Source organism: Bacillus litorisediminis (assembly GCF_022808645.1).
GTDB lineage: Bacteria > Bacillota > Bacilli > Bacillales > JC228 > Bacillus_BF > Bacillus_BF litorisediminis.
This window is the reverse complement of record NZ_JAKZKT010000030.1, coordinates 23,917-46,525: the sequence shown is the minus strand read 5'-3', so window position 1 is coordinate 46,525 and position 22,609 is coordinate 23,917. Positions and strand designations below refer to the sequence as shown.

General features: G+C 39.1%; 18 protein-coding genes, 2 pseudogenes and 1 riboswitch. Of the genes and pseudogenes, 7 read left to right on the top strand and 13 right to left on the bottom strand.

Annotation, left to right across the window (positions count from 1 at the left end; genetic code table 11):
- Positions 1-81 precede the first annotated feature (81 nt).
- Both MLE14_RS22500 and MLE14_RS15205 read left to right on the top strand, forming a co-directional pair.
- On the top strand, positions 82-213 hold the full coding sequence (locus MLE14_RS22500; protein ID WP_279326855.1) for a hypothetical protein: 132 nt from the start codon (positions 82-84) through the stop codon (positions 211-213).
- 16 nt (positions 214-229) lie between these two features.
- Positions 230-586 carry a hypothetical protein gene (locus MLE14_RS15205; protein WP_243299268.1) on the top strand — a complete coding sequence of 119 codons (357 nt, stop codon included), beginning with the start codon at positions 230-232 and terminating at the stop codon, positions 584-586.
- A 58-nt stretch (positions 587-644) separates the two neighbouring features.
- Here the strand turns inward: MLE14_RS15205 and lsrF are convergent.
- The 4 genes and pseudogenes from lsrF to MLE14_RS15185 form a co-directional block, all read right to left on the bottom strand.
- Positions 645-1,431, bottom strand: a pseudogene (lsrF, locus tag MLE14_RS15200) (3-hydroxy-5-phosphonooxypentane-2,4-dione thiolase).
- A pseudogene (locus MLE14_RS15195) lies at positions 1,428-1,763 on the bottom strand (cupin domain-containing protein); the annotation flags it as partial. The pseudogenes lsrF and MLE14_RS15195, both read right to left, overlap by 4 nt.
- A 497-nt stretch (positions 1,764-2,260) precedes the next feature.
- Positions 2,261-3,826: a serine hydrolase domain-containing protein gene (locus tag MLE14_RS15190; RefSeq protein ID WP_243299267.1), complete on the bottom strand. Its 1,566-nt coding sequence runs from the start codon at positions 3,824-3,826 to the stop codon at positions 2,261-2,263.
- Between the two features lie 176 nt (positions 3,827-4,002).
- Positions 4,003-5,976 carry an LTA synthase family protein gene (locus MLE14_RS15185; protein ID WP_243299266.1) on the bottom strand — a complete coding sequence of 658 codons (1,974 nt, stop codon included), beginning with the start codon at positions 5,974-5,976 and terminating at the stop codon, positions 4,003-4,005.
- A gap of 341 nt (positions 5,977-6,317) precedes the next feature.
- On the opposite strand from MLE14_RS15185, the gene pepT reads away from it, so the two are divergent.
- Entirely contained in the window at positions 6,318-7,547 is a 1,230-nt protein-coding gene (gene pepT, locus MLE14_RS15180) for a peptidase T (RefSeq protein WP_243299265.1), read from the top strand.
- 134 nt (positions 7,548-7,681) lie between these two features.
- Here the strand turns inward: pepT and MLE14_RS15175 are convergent, their stop codons facing one another.
- Together MLE14_RS15175 and ssuE are read right to left on the bottom strand one after the other, a co-directional pair.
- Positions 7,682-9,040 carry an LLM class flavin-dependent oxidoreductase gene (locus MLE14_RS15175; protein ID WP_243299264.1) on the bottom strand — a complete coding sequence of 453 codons (1,359 nt, stop codon included), beginning with the start codon at positions 9,038-9,040 and terminating at the stop codon, positions 7,682-7,684.
- A 219-nt stretch (positions 9,041-9,259) separates the two neighbouring features.
- The gene (ssuE, locus tag MLE14_RS15170) at positions 9,260-9,646 is read right to left on the bottom strand and encodes an NADPH-dependent FMN reductase (RefSeq protein WP_243299263.1); all 387 of its coding nucleotides are present in this window, start codon (positions 9,644-9,646) and stop codon (positions 9,260-9,262) included.
- Between the two features lie 88 nt (positions 9,647-9,734).
- Positions 9,735-9,841, bottom strand: a riboswitch (SAM riboswitch).
- A gap of 724 nt (positions 9,842-10,565) precedes the next feature.
- On the opposite strand from ssuE, the gene MLE14_RS15165 reads away from it, so the two are divergent.
- Positions 10,566-10,877 (top strand): hypothetical protein, encoded by a 312-nt coding sequence (locus MLE14_RS15165; protein ID WP_313897765.1) that lies wholly within the window; start codon positions 10,566-10,568, stop codon positions 10,875-10,877.
- Between the two features lie 195 nt (positions 10,878-11,072).
- Positions 11,073-11,588, top strand: a complete 516-nt coding sequence (locus tag MLE14_RS15160) for a DUF3189 family protein (protein WP_243299261.1) — start codon at positions 11,073-11,075, stop codon at positions 11,586-11,588.
- A gap of 30 nt (positions 11,589-11,618) precedes the next feature.
- Here the strand turns inward: MLE14_RS15160 and MLE14_RS15155 are convergent, their stop codons facing one another.
- The 7 genes from MLE14_RS15155 to xylF form a co-directional block, all read right to left on the bottom strand.
- The gene (locus MLE14_RS15155; RefSeq protein ID WP_243299260.1) at positions 11,619-12,290 is read right to left on the bottom strand and encodes a CAP domain-containing protein; all 672 of its coding nucleotides are present in this window, start codon (positions 12,288-12,290) and stop codon (positions 11,619-11,621) included.
- 453 nt (positions 12,291-12,743) lie between these two features.
- Complete coding sequence (locus MLE14_RS15150) at positions 12,744-13,733, bottom strand: Gfo/Idh/MocA family protein (RefSeq protein WP_313897633.1); 990 nt, start codon at positions 13,731-13,733, stop codon at positions 12,744-12,746.
- A 20-nt stretch (positions 13,734-13,753) separates the two neighbouring features.
- Entirely contained in the window at positions 13,754-15,253 is a 1,500-nt protein-coding gene (gene xylB / locus MLE14_RS15145; protein WP_243299259.1) for a xylulokinase, read from the bottom strand.
- Between the two features lie 112 nt (positions 15,254-15,365).
- Positions 15,366-16,700: a xylose isomerase gene (gene xylA / locus MLE14_RS15140; RefSeq protein ID WP_243299258.1), complete on the bottom strand. Its 1,335-nt coding sequence runs from the start codon at positions 16,698-16,700 to the stop codon at positions 15,366-15,368.
- 30 nt (positions 16,701-16,730) lie between these two features.
- Positions 16,731-17,888 (bottom strand): sugar ABC transporter permease, encoded by a 1,158-nt coding sequence (locus MLE14_RS15135; protein ID WP_243299274.1) that lies wholly within the window; start codon positions 17,886-17,888, stop codon positions 16,731-16,733.
- Positions 17,872-19,416 carry a xylose ABC transporter ATP-binding protein gene (locus tag MLE14_RS15130; RefSeq protein ID WP_243299257.1) on the bottom strand — a complete coding sequence of 515 codons (1,545 nt, stop codon included), beginning with the start codon at positions 19,414-19,416 and terminating at the stop codon, positions 17,872-17,874. The genes MLE14_RS15135 and MLE14_RS15130 overlap by 17 nt, the downstream gene beginning before the upstream one ends.
- Positions 19,417-19,493: 77 nt before the next feature.
- The gene (xylF, locus tag MLE14_RS15125) at positions 19,494-20,579 is read right to left on the bottom strand and encodes a D-xylose ABC transporter substrate-binding protein (protein WP_243299256.1); all 1,086 of its coding nucleotides are present in this window, start codon (positions 20,577-20,579) and stop codon (positions 19,494-19,496) included.
- A gap of 141 nt (positions 20,580-20,720) precedes the next feature.
- On the opposite strand from xylF, the gene MLE14_RS15120 reads away from it, so the two are divergent.
- Both MLE14_RS15120 and MLE14_RS15115 read left to right on the top strand, forming a co-directional pair.
- Positions 20,721-21,770 carry an aldose epimerase family protein gene (locus tag MLE14_RS15120; RefSeq protein ID WP_243299255.1) on the top strand — a complete coding sequence of 350 codons (1,050 nt, stop codon included), beginning with the start codon at positions 20,721-20,723 and terminating at the stop codon, positions 21,768-21,770.
- A 132-nt stretch (positions 21,771-21,902) separates the two neighbouring features.
- Positions 21,903-22,523, top strand: coding sequence for a YesL family protein (locus MLE14_RS15115; RefSeq protein ID WP_243299254.1), 621 nt, complete (start codon positions 21,903-21,905; stop codon positions 22,521-22,523).
- The last annotated feature ends 86 nt before the right edge of the window (positions 22,524-22,609 follow it).

Sequence of the window (22,609 nt, the reverse complement as noted above, 5' to 3'; positions counted from 1 at the left end):
AAGAAGAATTTTTTCAAGACGGGTATTCCCCTTCCTGGTAACCGCAAAAAAAATGTGGTTGCTTTTAATGCTGGAGGGATATTGAACATTTCTGATATTGCAGGCGGGGGCCGGATTGTGTTTGGTTTTAAGAACAAGGATTTAAAGATACGGGAAATGCCAGTGTATGGTACGTATACACCTGAGGAACTCGCTGAACTTGATTTTGATTAGATCACGGATAAACGCATTGTCACATCACGTACAAGAGAAGGACTGGACCAATGATTTTAGCAAGCATCCATTACCTGCCCTTTATTCGATTGATTTAGAGTCTAACCAGCAGCTTCAGATTACGAAGCCTCCTAAAGGGTATAGCGACTATAGCCCTCAGTATGTAAAGTCTATCGGTAAGCTGGTTTGGTTTCGGGGAACATCTATTATAGATCGGGATAAGGATCTTTGGAAAGCGAATCCGGATGGGACTGGAGCTGAAAAGTGGATTGAGAAAGTGGAGGTGATTGAGTTTTTGAAGAACGCTAATAGGAATGAACCGCCTCGAAATCTCCTTTCAAGTTGGTTCTTTCTATTGGTCAAGGGCCACTGATAAACAATGAACCCTACAGCTCAAAATTAATAGTTGTTTTTAATCTATCTGTTTTTACTTATACCTTAACATTAGTACCAGACTCATACAATTCCACAGCTTGATCGACTGTAAACCCTTCTTTTACAATCGCATGAATCGCCTTAATCATCGCTCTAGGATGAGAAGATTGCCAAATGTTGCGCCACATATCCACACCTGCCGCTCCCTGGTTCATGGCATTATAGGTGATCTCGAGGTTTCGCGGATGGTATCGAACTTTGCCCCCCTGCGATTACGATTGGGACTGGACATGTACTCGTTACCTTTTCATAATTCTCACAGTAATAGGTTTTGACAATGTCAGCACCCGTTTCCACTACAACTCTGGATGCTAAGGCTAGAAATCTAGCATCTCTTTTTTCTAATTCATGACCCACTGCAGTGATTCCTAGAACTGGAATTCCATAATCATGGGCATCCGTTACAACATGTGCTAAATTGGTAATAGTCTGCGTTTCATTTTTAGATCCAACAAAAACCGATACCCCTACGCCCACTACATTATGCCTGATGGCTTCTTTTACAGAAGTGACAATCGTTTCATTTGATAAATCGTTTAAAACGGTTGGTCCACCTGATACACGTAGAACCATTGGCTTTTCTACATCCTCTAGGATACAAGCAGCGAGCGTTCCTCTTGTTAAATATAAGGAATCTGTATAAGGCAGAAGCTCTTTTACGGTTTCACCAGGCTTTTCAAGTCCTGTAATTGGACCTAGAAAATATCCATGGTCGATTGCGAGCATCACTGCTCTTCCATTTGGTAAAATTTTATTTAAGCGATTTTTAAATCCCCAGCTCATGATGGGTTCACTCCTTTATTTAAATCCGGCTTTTCAATCGTGACAGAGTCATTTCTCCCTATATGCGGTGATTTAATGAAGACTGCATTAAAATTTTGATTTGAATTGTTAATTAAGTAATGAGAGTCATGTGGCCTGCACTGGATCATATCTCCTGGCTTCGCGGGAACTCTTTCATAATTAATATAAAAATCGATCTCACCTTCAAGAATGTAAAAGATTTCTTCACATTCTGTATGGTATTGATTCGGAAAATCCTTACCAGGCTTTAAGACAACAATACCGACATTAAGATTAAGACATTTTTTTAAATCCGCTTTGTTATCTCCGAATCAATCTGTTTACGTGATGTACCAAGAATCGGCAAAGTCAAGATTGAGCCAATTACTATCCAAACATACGATTTTACTGCGGACAATAGTAGGATTATCTTGCTGCAGAGAGTGTAACCTTTACAAATGCTTATATTGATTACGATTTTTAAGCTTTACATGAAGAAATGACGGTATCTAGTAGTTTACGTACCATCTTTTTACATATTAATATTCTCTATCTCATTCGGACTCCCTCTTAATTAAAGGGGGATGCTCTCGTTTAAGGTTTAAATCATTATTTTTACAATCTCATCAATTTTATTATTTTTACCTATTTACCTGAACTCAAAAGTTCACTAGCATAAAACACAATCGACAAAATGCCTGCATCGACGTAGAATGAACAGTAAACTTGTCAAAATTTGCGCTTACCCGGGGAATGATTTCAATAAAAACATCTTTATCTATATCGAAAAATAGCCCCGGACATTGACCGGGACATCTTTACAAATCTATTATTTTTTCTCCTTCACAAGCTCTATATATTTAGCTCGGTTCCCTGAAATTGCAAACCCTCTCAACTGATCCTCTTCAAATATAAATTCAACCAAAAAAGTAAAAGGATCATTGGTTACGAATTTGTTTTGTTCTATTTGATAGAGGACCTGCTCCCCATTTCTGGAATGGGAGATGTACAAGATTCCATTTTTCTCAATGACATCATACCAGGTGTCGAGCTCACTGCTATGGTATCGTCCATTATAAATAGAACGATCCTCTGATTTAAAAGGCTTCAGCTTTTGAAGTGGAAGGAGCTTTTCTTTTGTCTTTAGGACACAATTCGTACCAAGATATATATCTAGATTTTGTGACTGTATTTTAAAATGGTTGCCCGAAACATGCGTTAAAGGTGTATAGCCATAAGGATTTTTTAAATGAGGTTTCCCCTCTTTTATCGTTATATCAAAGGCCATAAAAGGATCTGATGAAGCAAAGTAGTACCCTTCTATATCCTCTAGATTATATTCTTCCGTATATTCTTTCGGCTGCTCTTCTTTTGACTCTCTTTCTTCATGACCGAAGATTACGTCTGCCACGGCAAAAGCTGCGTCCTTCATCAGTATATTTTGCGTATTAGCAAGAAGTACAATGTCTACATCATCCTCGGTAAAGCGCATTATCTGGCTTCTGTAAGCAGCATCCGCCCCACCGTGTTCTATGTATGGATGACCTTTATACTCTCCGACAAATAACCCGCCGGCATAATTGCTTTTCGTTCCATCTGTTAAAGTTGGATTTTCAAACATGATTTGGAGTGACTCATTACTACAGATGATAGGGTTTTTATAGTTGTCCATCCATTTTAAAAAATCAGTGGCCGTTGTGTTAAGAGACGTTGCCCCGTAAGTGCCATAGTTCAGAACACTATTTACAAAGTTCCCGGTCCCGTCATCATAATAGGAATTCGCTAAATTTGGAATAACCTTCCAGTAGTTGTCCTTAAAAAAGGTTTGCTTCATTCCAAGGGGGATAAAAATCCTTTCTTTCGCAAATTCATTTAGGGATTTGCCAGATACACGTTCAACGATTTCAGCCAGCAGCGTAAAATTAGAGTTGCTATACAGATATTGGGACTGCGGCTTGAAGTTGAGCTTTGTTTGCTTGCTAATCATAGATAGTGCGTCTCTTTGCGTGATGGTATCTACGATTCTTACGCCGCTTAATCCTAAAAGCTCCCATTGATCTCTAATTCCGCTCACGTTATTTATCATCTGGCGTATCGTCACTGGCTCTTCAAAGCTGATATATTCAGAGACATACTCTCTCACATCATCATCGATATGAAGCTTCCCATCCTCTTGCAGCAATAGCACACACATAACGGTGATTTGCTTAGAAACAGAAGCCACGTGGAAAACGGTCTCATCTTTAACAGGTATACCTTGTTCGATATTGGCATACCCGAAGTTTTTAAAACATAACAGTTCGCCGTCTTTTCTGACAGCCACCTGTCCCCCAGGGCATACCCCCTGCTGCCATTTGGCAAAAATCGAATCTATTTTTTGTTCGATATAGCTCACAATCTGTACCCCCAGAATTTGAAAATAATCTTTAATCTATATTTCGAGATGCGAAAGAAATATCCTTTACATTTAAATAAAAAAAATCCATGTTCAGAAGCAACTTAACGGAAAATTATGTAAGGATAAAAAAGACTACCCCGAAATTCCTTCAAGGTAGTCTTTACATGCATCATCTATTGATTTGATTCTTCTGTGGATTCATTACTTTCTTCATCCGTCTTATTATAATCATACTTTGAACGATCCACTGGCGTAAAGCCATCTGGTGTATAGAATCGTAATAAATCTCCATTTACAACCTGATCAGAGTGCGATAGTTTTTGCTCTACAAGCTCTTGGTATTGTTGCGCTTGTTCTAGCAGCCCAGGATCTTCGATTGGCAATCCCGTGTTAGGATTATAGTATTTGCCATCCACTGCTGTGATTGTTGGGCTTACAAAGTCTCCATTACGGAATGGAATGAGCTGATCATGTTCTTCGGATAGTAAGTCTGTTCCGAATTGGACATAGTCATTTGTTTCAATGCCGAGCAGGTGGAGTAGGGTTGGAAGGATGTCAATTTGTCCTCCGTACGTATGGTTCACTCCGCCTTCCATTCCTGGTACTCGGATGAAAAGTGGAACCTCTTGTAAGCTGGCATTTACAGCTGGTGTGATTTCTTTCCCTAACACTTGTTCCATCGCTCTTTTATGGTTTTCCGAGATACCGTAGTGGTCTCCGTACATAATGATGATGGAGTTGTCGTATAGACCGGATTCCTTCAAGTAATCAAAGAACTCTTTTAGAGCTTCATCCGCATAACGGGCTGTCTGGAAGTACGTATCCACGGATGGGTCGCCTGTTGTATGCGGAGCAATGGTTGCTTCCTCTTCACTAATTGGATATGGGTAATGGTTAGACACCGTAATAAATTTAGTATAGAATGGCTGCGGCAACGATTCTAATAACGGAATCGATTGATCTAGAAACGGCTTGTCCTTTAACCCATAATCCGCTAAGTCTTCCGGATTCATCACATAATAATCATCATCAAAGAAGTGATCGTAACCGAATGATTTATAAATTTCATCACGGTTCCAGAAGCTTCCTGCATTGCCGTGGAACACAGCTGATGTGTAGCCTTTTTCCTTCAGAATCGCTGGTGCTGCCTGGTAGGTGTTCATTCCTTTTGTTGTAAAGGCTGAGCCTTGTGGCAGACCATACAGCGAATTTTCTAAGATAAATTCAGCATCTGCTGTTTTCCCTTGAGCTGTCTGGTGGTAGAAGTTATCAAAATAAATCGTGTTTTCTTCTTCCGTCATCGAGTTCAGGAATGGTGTTACCTCTTCCCCATGCAGCTTATAATCAATCAGGAAGTTCTGAATGGATTCGAGATGGATATAAATCACGTTCATCCCTTCCCCTTTACCGAAGTATTCAGGATTCGGATCTGCATGGTTTGATTTTGTATAGTTGATGACTTCTGTAATATCGTTGCTGTCTGCTAATACACGCTGCGCTGAAGCTTTTGTGCTTTGAACTGCATCGTAAATCGTGTAGTTGTACATACCCAGATATTTCACGATGTAGTTGCGGTCAAATCCTCTTGTCAATAATTGCGGACGGTCAATTTCCGCTAACGCCAGGTTAAAGGTTGAAATTCCAAGTGAGAAAGTCAGTAATGCCAATACCATCCGGCGTTTGATGTCATTTGCTTCGATTTTGACCAGTTTAAAAGCTAATAAGCCAATTAAAAGCAGAACATCGACAAAGAATAACGCATCATATGGTTTCAAAAGAGCAGTAATACTGCTGCTGACATCTCCAAAGTTTTGAGTCTGCGTTAATGTTGGCAAGGTAATAAAGTCATTAAAGAAACGATAGTACATGACATTGGCATATAAAAGAAATGATAATACGAAATCAATAATGATTAACCATATATATTTCTTTTTGCCTCTGGCGAAGAACGCCAGACCCAAGAACAGCATCGATGATCCTAATGGATTTAGGAGCAATAGAAACTCTTGAAATGTATTTTCAACACCTAAGTCAAATTGTGTCAATTGTACGATATATGTTTTCAGCCATAGCATGATTACTGCCAGAAAGAAAAAGCCAACAAATTTATTAACTAAACCTTGACCTTTTTGTATGAAGGTATTCATGTATTACACCTACTTTCAAGTAAACACTTAAGTTAGTCCATCATTATCTATCTATTATACTCTTCATTTTTACAGGAAATTATGAACAAATTTTGAACGGTGTTTCATTTTTTTTAGAGACACGCAAGTATATTATTATACCCATTCCTTAATAAAAGTCAATAACTTGATAAAGTCTCTTTCCTATTTCATGGATTATTTCTAATACCCCTATTCTAAAGCAATCAAACTTTAAATCAAGTGTTTTATTAAAAATGTAAAAGCTTTGTTAAGGGAATGTATAAGTATTCTGGTGCAATATGGTAAAATAATCACGTAGACCAAAGAGGAGTTGAGGATAGATGAGAGATGACCTTATTAAAAGATTAACAACCTATGTCAAAGTTGATACACAGTCTAATGAAGAGAGTGATACTTGTCCATCCACACCAGGGCAGCTTACATTAGCGAAGATGCTGGCAGACGAATTAAAATCGATTGGGATGGAAGAAGTGACGGTCGATGAAAATGGCTATGTCATGGCTACCCTTCCGGCCAATACGGAAAAAAATGTGCCGACGATCGGTTTTTTAGCACACCTAGATACAGCTACTGATTTTACCGGAGCTAACGTAAAACCGCAGCTTGTTGAAAATTATGGCGGCGGAGACATTCGGTTAAATGAAAATGTAGTCCTATCTCCGAAGGATTTTCCTGCCCTAAGCCAATATAAAGGCCATACTTTGATTACAACAGATGGCACAACCCTTTTAGGAGCCGACAATAAAGCCGGAATTGCTGAAATTATGACGGCCATGGATTATTTAATTCAGCATCCTGAAATCAAGCACGGAAAAATCAGAGTCGCTTTTACACCTGATGAAGAAATCGGGCGCGGACCACATAAGTTCGATGTCGCTGCTTTTAATGCTGCATATGCCTATACCGTGGATGGCGGACCGCTTGGAGAGCTCGAATACGAAAGTTTTAATGCAGCCGGTTTCAAGCTGACCATTAAAGGAAACAACATTCACCCAGGCACTGCCAAAGGTAAAATGATTAATTCTGTAAAAATTGCGATGGAATTTAACAGACGCTTACCTGCTGAGGAAGCTCCAGAGTATACCGAGGGATATGAAGGCTTTTACCATTTAAGCTCCATTGAAGGCGATGTCGAGCAAACGAAAATATCCTATATTATTCGTGACTTCGACCGGGACAATTTTAACGCGAGGAAAGCAAACGTTGAAAAAATTGTGAAGGATTTGCAGGCTGAGTATGGCGAAGACAGAATCATATTGGAAATGAAGGATCAATACTACAATATGAGGGAAAAAATTGAGCCTGTAAAACATATTGTCGACATTGCGTACGAAGCAATGGAAAGATTAGATATTACACCGGTGATAAAGCCCATTCGCGGCGGTACAGACGGTTCCCAGCTCTCCTACATGGGACTGCCAACCCCAAACATCTTTACAGGCGGTGAAAATTATCACGGCAAGTTTGAGTATATTTCCGTTGATAATATGGTAAAGGCAACGAATGTGATAATTGAGATTGCGAAGCTGTTTGAGGAGAAGGCTAAGTAATTGGTTAAATGGAAAAAGCGCGAGTCATTGTAAAAATGCTTGCGCTTTTTATGTTGTTGCAACACTAATGAATTGCCAATAAAAAACAACTTCATTACGCTGCAAGGCGCAAAAAAGTGTTTTTACATTTCCCTTTAAATAATCACAGTTTTTTTTCGATGTTGTCTAGCTGGATGATGATCATTTAAATAATCATGTCCAAATAAGTTTTTACGGAATGTTCCTTCCTCATATTCTTTTCTGACTAGACCACGTTCATGTAAAATAGGCACTACATATTCAACGAAATCCTCAAAGGTTCCTGGTGTAATGGCATAGACAATGTTAAACCCGTCTATGCCTGTTACATGTACCCATTCTTCTAATGAATCTGCTATTTTTTCAGGGGAACCAACAATGACAGGACCCATTCCGCCGACTCCTACAAATTCCGTTACTTCTTGAACGGTAAATTCAGAAAATGCTTTTAAAGTAGATTGAATCGCATCATTTTCAACATATTTAACCTTTTCATGCGGATCAAGTCCATCTAAATTCAATCCTGTCCAGCCGCCGATTAAGGCAAGCGCTCCCTCGAAACTGGCATACTTTTTGTATTCGGCCAATTTTGCTTCTGCCTCTTCTTGAGTAGGGGCCACAATTGGCGTAATCGCAGTTAAAATTTTGACTTCCTCTGGTTTTCTTCCTGCTTTGATGGTTTCTTCTCGGATCGCTTGAACTGTCTTTTTTGTACTTTGCATTGAAGTAGCACCAATAAATGCCAGTTCTGCATGTCTTGCAAGAAACCTTCTTCCTCGCGACGATGCTCCGGCTTGGAAAATGACAGGTGTCCGTTGGGGGGAAGGTTCACACAAATGAACACCTGGGACTTTGAAATACATTCCTTCATGTTGAATGTCATGAACCTTATCTGGATCCGCAAAAATTCCTCTTTCTTTATCTAAAATGACGGCATCATCTTCCCAGCTTGCTTCCCAAAGCTTATATACTACTTCCATATATTCTTCAGCTATTTCATAGCGCTCATCATGACTTATTTGTTTATCCAAGCCCAGGTTAACAGCTGCACTATTTAAATAAGAGGTGACAACGTTCCATCCGATTCTTCCTTTTGTCAAATGATCGAGAGTAGACATTTTTCTGGCAAATGAATAAGGGTGATCATAAGTAGTTGAAGAGGTTAATCCAAAACCTAAATGTTTTGTTGCCTGGGCCATAATGGGTACAACAAATGCCGGATCGTTTACAGGGACTTGAACACCATCACGCACAGCCGGATTTCTTGAATTTTTATAAACATCATACGTACCTAACACATCTGCTAAGAAGATTGCATCAAAACGGCCTTTTTCCAGCACCTTTGCAAGATGCGTCCAATATTCAGCATCTTTATAAGTAGCGGAGCGATCATCTGGATGTTTCCATAAACCAGGTGATTGATGACCTGAACAATTCATATCAAAAGCATTTAAATAAATCCTTTTTGGTGACATTTAATTTCCCCCAGTTTCTTAGGTATTTTCCTCTTCTCGTTTTTACAAAAGGTTTTTATTCTTAAAACGTCCATTGTTTCCCAAGTCGGATATCCTGAAGAAAACTATGCAATTGATAATGTAATCGATTGATCGTGTCCAAATCTGTAACAGGTTTTCTTTGATCTGTTTTATCTACATGGCTATTTAATATATAAATGCCCTGACATGGTTTCCCTTTTAATGTGGTAATCGCGGTTTTAAAGCAAAATCAATGGCGAGTAAATGGGCTGGACTGCCGCCTACCATTATGGGCAGAACGGGTTTATCCTTAAAGACACCTTCTGGCAATAAGTCTAAAAACGCTTTTAATACACCTGTATAGGAAGCCTTGTAAACGGGTGAACCGATTATGATCCCATCTGCATTCTCTATTATGTTTGAACTTTCTCTCACTTTTGGGCTGTTATAGTGCCCATATGCCAAATCGGCAGGAGAAAAATCTAATACGGAAAAATGCGTAATTTGATGTCCTTCATTTTCTAACGAATCCTGCAAATACTGAAGTACGATGTTGGTTGTTGACTTTTCAGATGGACTTCCACATAAAATAACAATGTTGATCATTAATCATCCTTCTTTCTCAGATCAATTTTTTCAAAATAAAAAGTCCTCATTTCTCGCAAAGAAAAGAGGACTCCCTTTTATGTAATCACTCTTATCTTCCAAGACTATGCTTGCTGGAATTAGCACCTTTCTATCACATGGATAGAGGTTGCTGAAGCGTCATCGGGCCAGTCCCTCAGCTTCTCTGGATAAGATTTTTATTTAATTTTTTAATTATCTTAATATTGCAATATCCGTTTGTCAAGCGAATTCCGATTATTTTTATAAGAATTCTTGAAATTGATGTGAGAAAAACCTCAAGTTATCATGAGTAAACGACCCGTTACAGAGAGTAAATCCCCTCCTGCCGGTAGTAAACGGCCCGCTACCGAGAGTAAATCCCCTCCTACCGAGAGTAAACGGCCCACTACCGAGAGTAAATCCCCTCCTACCGAGAGTAAACGGCTCGCTACCGAGAGTAAACCCCCTTCTACCGAGAGTAAATCCCCCTCTACCGAGAGTAACCCCCCTTCTACCGGTAGTAAACGGCCCGCTACCGAGAGTAAATCCCCTTCTACCGAGAGTAAATCCACTCCTACCGAGAGTAAACGGCCCGCTACCGAGAGTAAATCCACTCCTACCGAGAGTAAATCCCCTTCTACCGAGAGTAAACCCCCTTCTACCGAGAGTAAACCCCTTCTACCGAGAGTAAACCCCCTTCTACCGAGAGAAAACCCCCTTCTACCGAGAGTAAATCCCCTTCTACCGAGAGTAAACTGCCCGCTACCGAGAGTATATCCCCTCCTACCGGTAGTAAATCCCCTCCTACCGGTAGTAAATCCCCTCCTACCGGTAGTAAATCCCCTCCTACCGAGAGTAAACGGCCCGCTACCGAGAGTAAATCCCCTCCTGCCGGTAGTAAGCGGCCCGCTATGGTTGTATAAGACCCACTACCGAATCTGGTAAAGTAAATGGATTTGCTCTCTCCATTTTGGGTCCCGAAAACTTAATTTTAGGGCCGATTGTCGCTCCTGATCATAAATTAGCTTTGGCATTAATCGATCGATTGGCATATAAGCATGAAGGAAAGCTCAGGATTGATACCCCCATCCATAATCATCTCTTTATTAATTGTTTACAGGAAAGGGGTTTTGAAATAGCGAGTGAACCTCCTGTTATGATCTTTAATTGCGATACCCTGCCTAAGAGAAATGGCCAATTATACGGTATTGCTGCACAGGTATTTGGATAGAAGAGCATGTTAAATAGCGTGAGTTATCTGCCTGAATTTCGTACGCTCTTTTTGGAAATGGAAGACGTTCAGGTATAAAAATCGATATTTATAAAAAAATAAACACACTGAGTGTGATGGTTTTATAGAGTTGCCTAGTTGCAAACGATTTCAAAAATCTCCAGAGGTTAGTCATAATAATTGCGAGGAATCCCTATGATTTATATTTACCATGATTTTGGCGGTACTCATACGACTTCTATGGCAGCCGCTTATCATTTAAAGATTTTGCTTCCCTCTTCGAAAATTTTGAGCAAAGAAGAAATTTTATCTATTCCTTATTTTAATAAATTAAACAAACAAGATGCGGGGAAGCTCATTTTTCATGGGAATGACGAGGAAGGACACCCCGTTTATACCATCGGACGCAGGTCGAATAAATATGTGGTACCTGCTCTTAAAAATATGTCCTTATTATTGCAAGAAAAATTTAATTTTGAAGAAAGGATCATTTTTTCTAACACTTCACCTACAGTTCCGCTCCCCATGACGATTGGCGGTTTTTTGTCAAGAGAACTTGGCATTGATTCAATTGGAGTACCATTGCTGGTTAAGGGTGCTCAAATTTGCAGTCAGCACATTTACCAATTAGTTGAACAAACAAAGAAAATCGCTCATGAAAAGCATGAGCAAACGGTGATTGTGATTGAAAATCAATCGTTTCAAATTTAAATAAAAAAAAGACATGGAATCATCCATGCCTTATCTTCCTATGAACATTTGCGTCCAGTAGTTCCCATCTGCTACATATCCGACACCGATATCAGTAAAGCTTGAGTTTAATATATTGGCTCTGTGGCCAGCACTATTCATCCAAGCATTTACAACTTCCTGAGGTGTTCTTTGGCCATATGCAATATTCTCTCCAGCAGAGCGATATGAGATTCCAAAGTTTCTCATCATCGTAAAAGGAGAACCGTAAGTTGGACTGTTATGATCGAAATATCTTCGATCGCGCATATCTTGAGATTTATATCTTGCAACACGAGAGAGTTCAGCATTCAATTTTAATGAAGGTAATCCAGCTCTTGCTCTTTCTTGATTCACTAAGTCAACCACCTGTTTTTCGTAGCTGCTGACTGTCATGCTTCCAACACTTACAGAAGTGGAAGCAGTAGTATTAGAATAAGAAGCAGACTTTAACCGAATAATGGAGCCAACTTGCATATTATATGGATTCACATTTGGATTTAATCTCATTAGTTCCTGATAATTAAGCCCGTACCGTTTAGCAATAAACCAGAAAGTATCTCCCTTGGACACTTTATATGCTTCAAAAGGCGGCTGATTATACATGGTCATTGCGCTTACCGAACCGCTGAACAAAGATAATGTTAAAACACTTGCTGCAACTATTTTTACTAATTTTTTCATTTTGAAATCCTCCGTTGTTTTCTAGGTCATGTTGTTTTTCAAAATGCTAATTCAAAAATTGAGAGGTCTATTAAACTATCAATTTCTGACTGAAACAATTTCTTTTCATTAAAATGCTGCTGAAACTTAAATCTCCCTATTATGTATCGCCCCGCTATCTATACCATTTTTCCATTCCATCCACTGCTATGTCGAAAGCGGATTAACGGAATGCCCACTTCCCAAAAATGAAAACTTTTTTTATTCTAGCTTTTATCATTTTCTATTAAAAAAGTTTTCATTATTGTAAGAATTTTTCCATTTCCTTAAGTATAAAAAGCAAAATGCTGTTCTGTCAAAGCCAATTTAAGGAATACCATATCCATAACAAACTTATATTTTTAGTTTGACAATGCAGATTTAATAAACCAGCTTCCCTCACTAGGAAACTGGTTTGCTCATGTTCATATTCATTTATTTCAACTTTACAGAACATCCGCTTTCAATCGATTGGTAACATGCTTCGATGACACGCATATTTTTAATAGATTCTGAACCTGGGTAAATAAGGGATGTATCATTGATAACTGATTGGGAGAAGTGTTCGACTTCCAGTTTGTAGATATCACCTTCGATTTTTTCGATACGCTCTCCAAAATTAGTTGTAACTACTACGTGACCAATATGACCGTTTCTGTCTGGACGGAAGGCGTAAGGTACTTTAATCGTTCCTTTTGTACCGACCACTTCATATTCGTTTCGTCCTGTCATTTCGAAGCTGCAATCAAACAACCCCGTCACCCCGTTTTCCATTTTAACATGGATAAATGAAGAAAGATCTACACCTGTTTTCGGATCAAGTTCAGCGCCTGCGAACACTTCAATCGGTTCACTGCAGAGTACATGCCGAATTGCATGAATAGAGTAGCAGCCAACATCATACATGGCCCCGCCGCCCATTTCCTTTTTCAAACGAATATCATCTTGATTAGCAAGATTAAAAGAGTGGCTTGATTTGAATAACTTTACATCTCCAATCTCACCTGATCTTATGATTTCGCGAACTCGGTCATGTTGCGGATGAAGCTGATACATGAAAGCTTCCATAAACTTCACTCTGCATTCTTTTGTAACCTGTACGATTTCTTCTGCTTCTGCTGCATCTAGTGCTAATGGTTTTTCACAAAGAACATGCTTTCCCTTCCTGGCTGCCTTTATCACCCATTCTTTGTGCAAATGATTTGGCAGTGGAATATAGACCGCATCAACTTCCGGATCCTCTAATAAATCATCGTAGCTTTCATAAGCTTTTGGAATTCCGAGTTCCTCTGCTGCTCCGTACACCTTGCTTCCGCGGCTTGCAATAGCCGCTGCTTCTGCGTTTGCCGCCCGGAAAATAGCAGGAATTAATTGTGTTCTGCCAATATTAGCTGTGCTTAAAATACCCCAGCGCACTTTTTTCACAATGCTTCCTCCCATCCGAATTAATTTCTAAAAGACTGCAGTTTTTCATTTAATTCTTGGGTGGATCGATACACTAGCTGATAAACCATAAATAATTCACGATATTTTTCAACATTTTCTTTCACGGGCTCGATTGTTTTCGCTTCCTTCACAAAAACATCGGCACATTCTTTTAACGAAGCGAACCAGCCAGTTCCAACTGCCGCAAGCATCGCTGCCCCAATTGACGGCCCTTGTTCATTCGCTAGCTTTACAATCTTTGCATCGAAAATATCCGCCTGCATTTGCAGCCAGGCTTCATTTTTGGCACCACCGCCAATCGAAACAATTGTATCGATTTTCTTCCCGTTCTCTCTGAAAATATGAATGGATTCGTGAAGGGAGAATGTTATTCCTTCTAAAACCGCCCTAACGAAATCTTTTTTAGTATGAGATGCATCCATTCCGATAAAACTGCCTCGAATGACCGAATCGGCATGGGGCGTACGTTCACCAACTAAATACGGCGTGAACATTAATCCGTTCGAACCTGCTGGCACACGCTCAACGCCATCAAGTAAACTTACATAATCTTCATTAGCTGCAAAAACATCTTTAAACCAGCTTAAAGAATACCCTGCAGAAAGGGTCACTCCCATTGTATAGTAGGCATTCTCTTCACCGTGATTAAAATAATGAACCTTCCCTTGAAAATCCCGGTCGCCGCTCTCTTCATAAGAAAGAATCACACCAGAGGTTCCAATGCTGCATAACGTTTTTCCTTGCGATAAAATCCCTGAACCAATTGCCCCGCAGGCATTATCCGCTCCTCCTGCAAATACTTTTGTTGTCTCAGATAATCCGGTTCTTTTCGCAAAAGCAGAAGTAATCGTTCCTACAAATTCGTGGGACGCGACCAGCGGCGGACATAAACGAATGTCAATTCCGAACAACTGGCAAAGCTCATCGCTCCATGCTTTTTTACTCACATTTAATAATAAAGTTCCTGCTGCATCGGAGTACTCACTATGAATGGCACCTGTCATGGCGAAACGCAAATAATCTTTTGGCAGCAAGAAAACAGATGCCTTTTCAAAAATGTCTCTTTCATGCTCTTTTACCCAAAGAATCTTCGGTAATGTAAAACCTTCAAGCGCAGGATTTTTCGTTATCTCAAGTAGCCTCTTCTCACCTGCTGTCTCGTAAATGTCTTTACATTGTTTCGTTGTACGGGTATCGTTCCAAAGAATCGCATTCCTTAAAACCTTGTGATTTTCATCCAGTAATACTAATCCGTGCATTTGTCCCGAAAAACTAATGCCCTCAATCGCGGTAACATCCCCATCAAAATTCTTGACAAGTTCTGTTAGTGCTTCCGCCGTTTTCTCGACCCATTCAGACGGATCTTGTTCGCTATAACCTGATTGCTTATGAATCAGCGGGTAGGATTTTGAAACTTCTTGACATACAGAACCCTTTTGATCCACTAATAGCACCTTGACCGCACTCGTACCCAGGTCAATCCCGATCACATATTTCATATCCATTACTCCCTTTAAACTGCGTCTAATTTACTTCTTTGCTAAAATTTTATACTTACATAATTTGTAAATAAAAGGATATACCATAGGTACATCCTTCATTTAATCAAATTTATTCAGAAACAACGGTTAATAGATATTGGTTAATAATAGATTTAAGACGCTCAGTTCGTCCGGAACGATTCTTGATTTCACCAAGCTGCAGAGCATACTCTTCTAGCTGTTGAAGATTGGTCTTCCCTTCAACAATGTCTTTTCCAATTCCATGAGTGAAGCTGGAGTAGCGCTCTTCGACAAAGTCTTCAATTACTCGATCTTCAATTAGCTTTTGTGCTACTTTTAAGCCAACCGCAAAGCTGTCCATTCCAGCAATGTGAGCGTGGAAAAGATCTTCCGGTTCAAACGATCCTCTTCTTACTTTTGCATCGAAGTTGAGTCCGCCTTTACCTAATCCGCCATTTTGAAGAATTTCATACATGGCGAGCGTTGTAGAGTATAAATCTGTCGGGAATTCATCTGTATCCCAGCCTAATAGCGGGTCGCCTTGGTTTGCATCAACTGATCCCAACATACCGTTAATTCTTGCAGTGCGCAGCTCATGCTCAAACGTATGTCCTGCCAGTGTCGCATGGTTAGCTTCAATATTAAATTTAAAGTAATCTTTTAGGCCATAATTTTGTAAGAACGCCATTCCAGTGGCTACATCAAAATCATACTGATGCTTCGTTGGCTCTTTCGGCTTCGGTTCGATTAAGAATTGGCCATTAAACCCGATTTCTTTTGCATAATCAACGGCTAGATGGAAGAAGCGGCCTAAATTATCAAGCTCAAGCTTCATATCTGTATTGAGCAATGTTTCATACCCTTCACGTCCGCCCCAGAATACGTAGTTTTCAGCACCCAGTTCTTTCCCGATTTCCAAACCTTTTTTAACTTTCGCTGCTGCATATGCAAATACATCTGCATTGACAGAAGTTGCTGCTCCGTGAACAAAGCGAGGGTGAGAGAACATATTCGCTGTATTCCAAAGAAGCTTTGTTTTACTAGTTGCCATATATTCCTTAATCATCGCAACAATTTCATCTAAGTTTTTATACGTTTCACTCAAAGTATTTCCTTCTGGAGCGATATCGACATCATGGAAGCAGAAGAATGGCACATTTAATTTTTCAAACAACTCAAAAGCTGCCTCTACCCGTGCCTTTGCTAAGTCCATTCCAGAAAATTTATCCCACGGGCGAAGCATGGTGCCGATACCGAAAGGATCTGTTCCATCCATCGTAAATGTGTGCCAGTAAGCAACACTGAAGCGAAGAAGCTCTTCCATAGTCTTTCCGGCTACTACTTCTTCCGGATTGTAATATTTAAAGGCAAAGGGATTGGTCGATTTCGGACCTTCATATTTGATTTGATTTACATTTTGAAAATACTGTGTTTTGGTTGCCATTTTTTATCCTCCCTTAATCTTTGAATCTATTTATTTCTTGTTAGAAATATCAATCCATACAGCTATAATTAAAATTGAACCTTTTACAATGTACTGCCAGAATGTTTCGATGTTCATCATACTCATACCGTTATCGATACTTGCCATTATTAGAGCACCAATTAACGCACCGAAGATACGGCCTTTACCACCAATTAAGCTCGTACCGCCGATTACACATGCCGCAATCGCATCGAGCTCGTACATGTTACCAGCACTAACTGTCGCAGCATTCAGACGGCTTGTGAGTAACACTCCTGCAACTCCAGCAAGTCCACCCATCGTAATAAACACCCAAAGTGTATTACGTTTAATATTGATTCCAGATAGAGCTGCTGCTTCTTGGTTGCCGCCGATCGCATAGATATAACGGCCAAAAGCAGTTTTATTTGAAACAAAAATAAAGATAGCAGCAATTAAAATAACAATTAAAAACGGTACTGGTAATCCAAAATAACGATTTAACATATACGTAATGAGTAGAATGAAAAAGGAATATAATGTAACTTTTCCATAGTCAATCGTTGCATTTGAAACAAGTAATCCCATACTTTTCCGTTTCGAACGATTTCGATTCGTCCAAAAGATAAGAAGTACAATACTGACAATCGCTAACAAATATCCTATTCCATAAGGAAGATAGCTGTTTCCAATTTGTTTGAAACTTTCACTCATCGGAGCAACCGTTTGCCCTTTACTAAATCCGATTAAAATCCCTCGGAATATAAGCATTCCGCCAAGAGTGACTATAAAGGCAGGTACGGCACGATACGCGACCCACCATCCTTGCCATAAGCCAAATAGTGCACCGATCACAATGGCGGCAATGACTACTAAAAAAGTGTTCCAACCATACCAAACATGTAATATCGCGGCAATTCCGCCTGTTAATCCAACAAGCGATCCAATGGACAAGTCGATATGTCCAGCTACAATCACAAGCGTCATCCCAATCGCTAAAACCGCAATGACAGACATTTGCGTAAATAGGTTCGAGATATTACGGGAAGATAGAAACTCGCCGCCGGTAAAAACGCTAAAAATAACTGCGATTAAAACCAGTGCAATAATTAATGTGTATGATTGTATATCGAGTTTAAAGCTTAATCCCTTTTCTTCTTGTGCGTTTGTATTAACTGTTGACGGCAGATGATTCACCTGTTTTCCCTCCAGTCGCACACATCATAATTTTTTCTTGAGTCGCTTCTTCTCTTAAGAACTCCCCAGTAATGGACCCTTCTGACATAACGAGAATACGATCAGACATCCCCATTACTTCTGGAAGCTCCGAGGAGATCAGAACAATACCAACTCCTTGCTTTACTAAATCATTCATAATTTTATAGATTTCATATTTTGCACCCACATCAATCCCGCGTGTCGGTTCATCTAAAATTAAGATTTTTGGATTATTTAAGAGCCATTTGCTTAAAACTATTTTTTGCTGATTTCCTCCACTCAACTTTCCAACGGTTGCTTCTAAGCTTGGTGCTTTTAATTTCATTTTTGCAGCCATGCTTTCGGCACTCTTTATCTCTAAGGCATGATCAATTACCTTTAATTTCATCACTTTATTTAAGGCAGTTAATGTCGTATTTTTTGTAATGTCCATCCCTAAAACCAGACCATATCGTTTCCGGTCTTCCGATACGTATGCCAATCCTTCTTTAATAGCATCAGCAGGCTTTGTAATGTTGGTTTCTTTCCCATCTATGAAAACTTTGCCTATCTTTTTTCCTTTAAATCCTCCAAAGAGACTTATAAAGAGTTCCGATCTTCCGGCACCCATTAAGCCTGAAAATCCTAAGATTTCTCCTTTTTTTAAAGAAAAAGAAACGTTATGAATAATCTTCTTTCCATATGGGTCAAACGTTGAATAATCTTTTACTTCTAAAATATTTTCTTCACTGATTGGATGAGGTTCATAAGGGAATAGCTCTGTTAACTCCCGGCCCACCATTTTCGTAACAATTTTATCTTCAGACATCTCTTTAATAGAGTTTGTACTAATCGTTTTTCCGTCCCGTAAAATTGTTACTGAATCTGCTAATCTCATCACTTCACCAAGCTTATGGGAGATATAAATACATGTAACTCCTTTTGCCCGTAAGTCTTTTAACAAATTCATTAAAATTTCTACATCACTTTCCGTTAATGCCGCGGTCGGCTCATCTAATATTAAAATATCAGCTTTCTTCGTAAGAGCTTTTGCGATTTCAATGAGCTGCTGTTTTCCAACCGTTAGATCTTTCACTTTCGTTTGCGGATTAATATGCAGACCAATTTGATTGAGCCACTTTTGCGCTTCCGCATAAATTTTACTCCAGTTTATGACTTTTGCTCTCATCAAGTCGTGGCTTAAAAAGAGATTTTCAGCAACGGTCATTTCCCCTACTAATGCAAGTTCCTGATAAATAATCGCAACTCCAGCATCTTGGGATTCTTTAATGGATTTAAACTGAACTTCTTTTCCGTTAATGAAAATGCTTCCTTTATAAGTACCATATGGATATACTCCGCTTAATATCTTCATTAATGTTGATTTTCCTGCGCCATTTTCACCGCATAAAGCATGGATTTCCCCTCTGCGCACTGAAAATGTGACGTTATCTAACGCACGTACCCCTGGAAAATCTTTAATAATCCCTTGCATTTCAAGTGCGAACGTTTCTGTCATTAGATTCACCACCTAAATTCTGGAGGGTAATATTTATAGATGGCGGGGGGAAACTCCCCCCTTGAATGATAAGTGTATTATGGACGCGGAGGACGTTCGCTTTCCGGAACATTTTTGTAAACGTCATCATAAGAATGGAAACCATCTTTAATGACAGTATCCACAAGATTCTCTTTATCTACTTTAATCGGATCCAGCTTAATGAATGGTACATCGACTTTACCATTATGAATAGTAGAATCTGCTGTTACGGATTCTCCTTTAGCTAGTGCCACGGCAACCTCAGCACTCTTTTCAGCGATTGCTTTAATAGGTTTGTAGACAGTCATTGATTGTGTCCCTTCAGCAATACGTTGAACGGCTGCTAAGTCAGCATCTTGACCCGAGATCACTACTTTACCTGCTAAGCCTTGTGCCTGAAGAGCTTGGATTGCTCCTCCAGCCGTACTATCATTAGATGCTACAACCGCATCAATTTGGTTATTGGTTGCTGTTAAAGCGTTTTCCATAATTTTTAAAGCTTCTGTTGCGTCCCAGCCTTTAACCCATTGGTCACCTACAATTTCAATATCACCGCTGTCAACTTTCGGCTGGATGATGTTCATTTGCCCTTCTCTGAACATTTTTGCGTTGTTATCTGTTGGAGAACCACCCATTAAGAAGTATTTTCCTGCAGGAACTTTCTCTAGCAAGTATTCTGCTTGCATTTCCCCTACGCGAACGTTATCAAATGATACGTAAGCGTCTACATCTGATCCGTTAATTAAACGGTCATAAGCCAGTACCGGTATTCCTTCTGCTTTCGCTTGGTCAACAACTGTTGTTAAAGCATCAGAGTTAATGGCAATAATGACAAGCGCATCAATTCCTTGAGAAATCATATTTTCGATTTGAGATAACTGCTCCGCTTCGTCTCCGTTAGCCGATTGAACAAGTACGCTTGCTCCTAATTCTTCTGCTTTCGCTACGAAAAAGTCACGGTCATGCTGCCAACGCTCTAACGATAAGTCAGATACGGACAGACCGATTTTAATACCGTCTTCGTCGTTAGCGTTATTGTCACTTGTCCCTGGATTCTTACCAGCATCTTGACCGCATGCTGCTACTGTAAATAATAGAAGTACCATTAATAACATCGATAGTAAGCTCATACATTTCTGCATATAAAATTATTTCCCCCTTATTGGTTCATCCTTTACATTTAAATTCTACCACCGCATACTTAGTTTGTCTATCAAATAAACAAAGTTTAGTGTATAATTTTTTAAACAATATTTTTTACTAAAACAACTGGATGTGAGCACATGAAAATAATAACTAAAGAAATTCAACTATCTAAGGATGTAGTTTGGAAAGCGTTTACGCTAACCAATCACAATGATATAGAAATTAGTTTTCTAAACTACGGAGGTACCATAACCGATATTCGAACTCCGGATCGAAATGGAAATATTGAGAATATTGTACTTCGTTATAAAAATTATCAAGACTATCTTGCAAATCCTGCCTATCTTGGTGCCATCATTGGCAGGGTTGCCGGAAGAATTCCCTATTCAACTTTTACGATTGATAACAAGACATACACAGTTTCTTCGAATGAAGGGCCTCACCATTTACACGGAGGAAAAACTCAATTTCATAAAGTATTATGGGACACTCGGGTATTTGAATCAGATTCATCTATTGGGGTCGAGCTGACTCACACAAGTCCTGACGGAGAAGACGGATATCCTGGAGCTGTAAATGTTTCCGTAACTTATGAATTAACCGATACTAATGAATTTATAATTAGTTATCATGGTATTACAGATAAACCGACTCCGCTTGCTTTGACCAATCATACCTATTTTAATTTAAGCGGAAACTTAAAAAGGACGATTGAACAACATGAAGTCAAAATAGATAGTGATCAATTTTTATTATTAGAAGAAAAAATGGTTCCGACTCGGAACTTTGCAAACGTTGAAAATACGCCTTTTGATTTTAGAAGCTGGCGAAAAATTGAAGATGGAATCAATTCGAATCATGAACAAAATAAGATCGCTGGAAATGGTTATGATCATTACTTCTTATTTAACCATAACAGGAATAATGCGGTAGAAATTAAAGAACAACAAAGCGGGCGAAGGCTTACGGTTCTCACCGATGAACCAGGTATGGTCCTATATACTGGTAATAATCTAGATCAAGAAGCTGATTTAAAAGAAAGTAAATCCCAAAAATATTTAGGGCTCTGTCTGGAAACACAAAACCATCCGATTTCTTTCTATAATCAACAGCTTCCGTCCATTATACTAGCACCCTATGAAACTTACCAATCAAAAACCGTCTTTGCCTTCTCTGTGGAAGAGTAGAGGAGAGAACGATTTGGTTGATCCTTTCTTTTATCTTTTTACTATTATCTTTATACTATAATGACAGGAAACGATATTTTCTGATGTTCATTTCGTCTTTCCATAATTTATAACGGAATCAGGAGGATCCTTATGAACCCGACTAGTGGAGTTTTATACCGTATGATGGAATGGGTAACAAGGTTTGCTTTCCTCAATTTACTATGGATCGTTTTTACTTTAACGGGCGGTCTGATACTTGGATTTTTCCCGGCGACCGTTTCCATGTTTGCTATTATCCGTAAATGGTTAATGGGAGAATCAGATATACCTGTTTTTCAAACCTTTTTAACCTATTATAAAAAAGAATTTTTTAAAAGTAACTTACTTGGTCTTTTTGTTGGCGGTATCATCTTATTGATTGGGGTCGATATTTTTTACATGTACGCCAATGGGATTGACATTTTAAGGATCACTTACTATCCATTATTTATTTTTATATTATTGTTGATATTGTTTCTTTTTTACATTTTCCCTGCATTTGTGCATTTTGATTTAAAGATACTGCCTTTATTTAAAAACGCTTTTCTCATTATGCTGATTCATCCCTTGCATAATCTCTTTATACTCATTAGCCTTGTATCCGTCTTTTTCATTATGAGGGAAATACCCGCTTTATTCTTTATTTTTGGCGGAAGCACTTATGCGTTTATCACCATGTGGCTTTCACTGCATGCCTTTCATAAAATCGAGAATAAAAAGAAAACCGCTTAGAATCATTCATCTTTTAACAAGGGAACTGCTTTTCTCTTATACGTTGAAATCTTTATAACACAACAAAACAAAAACCACCTTCAAAG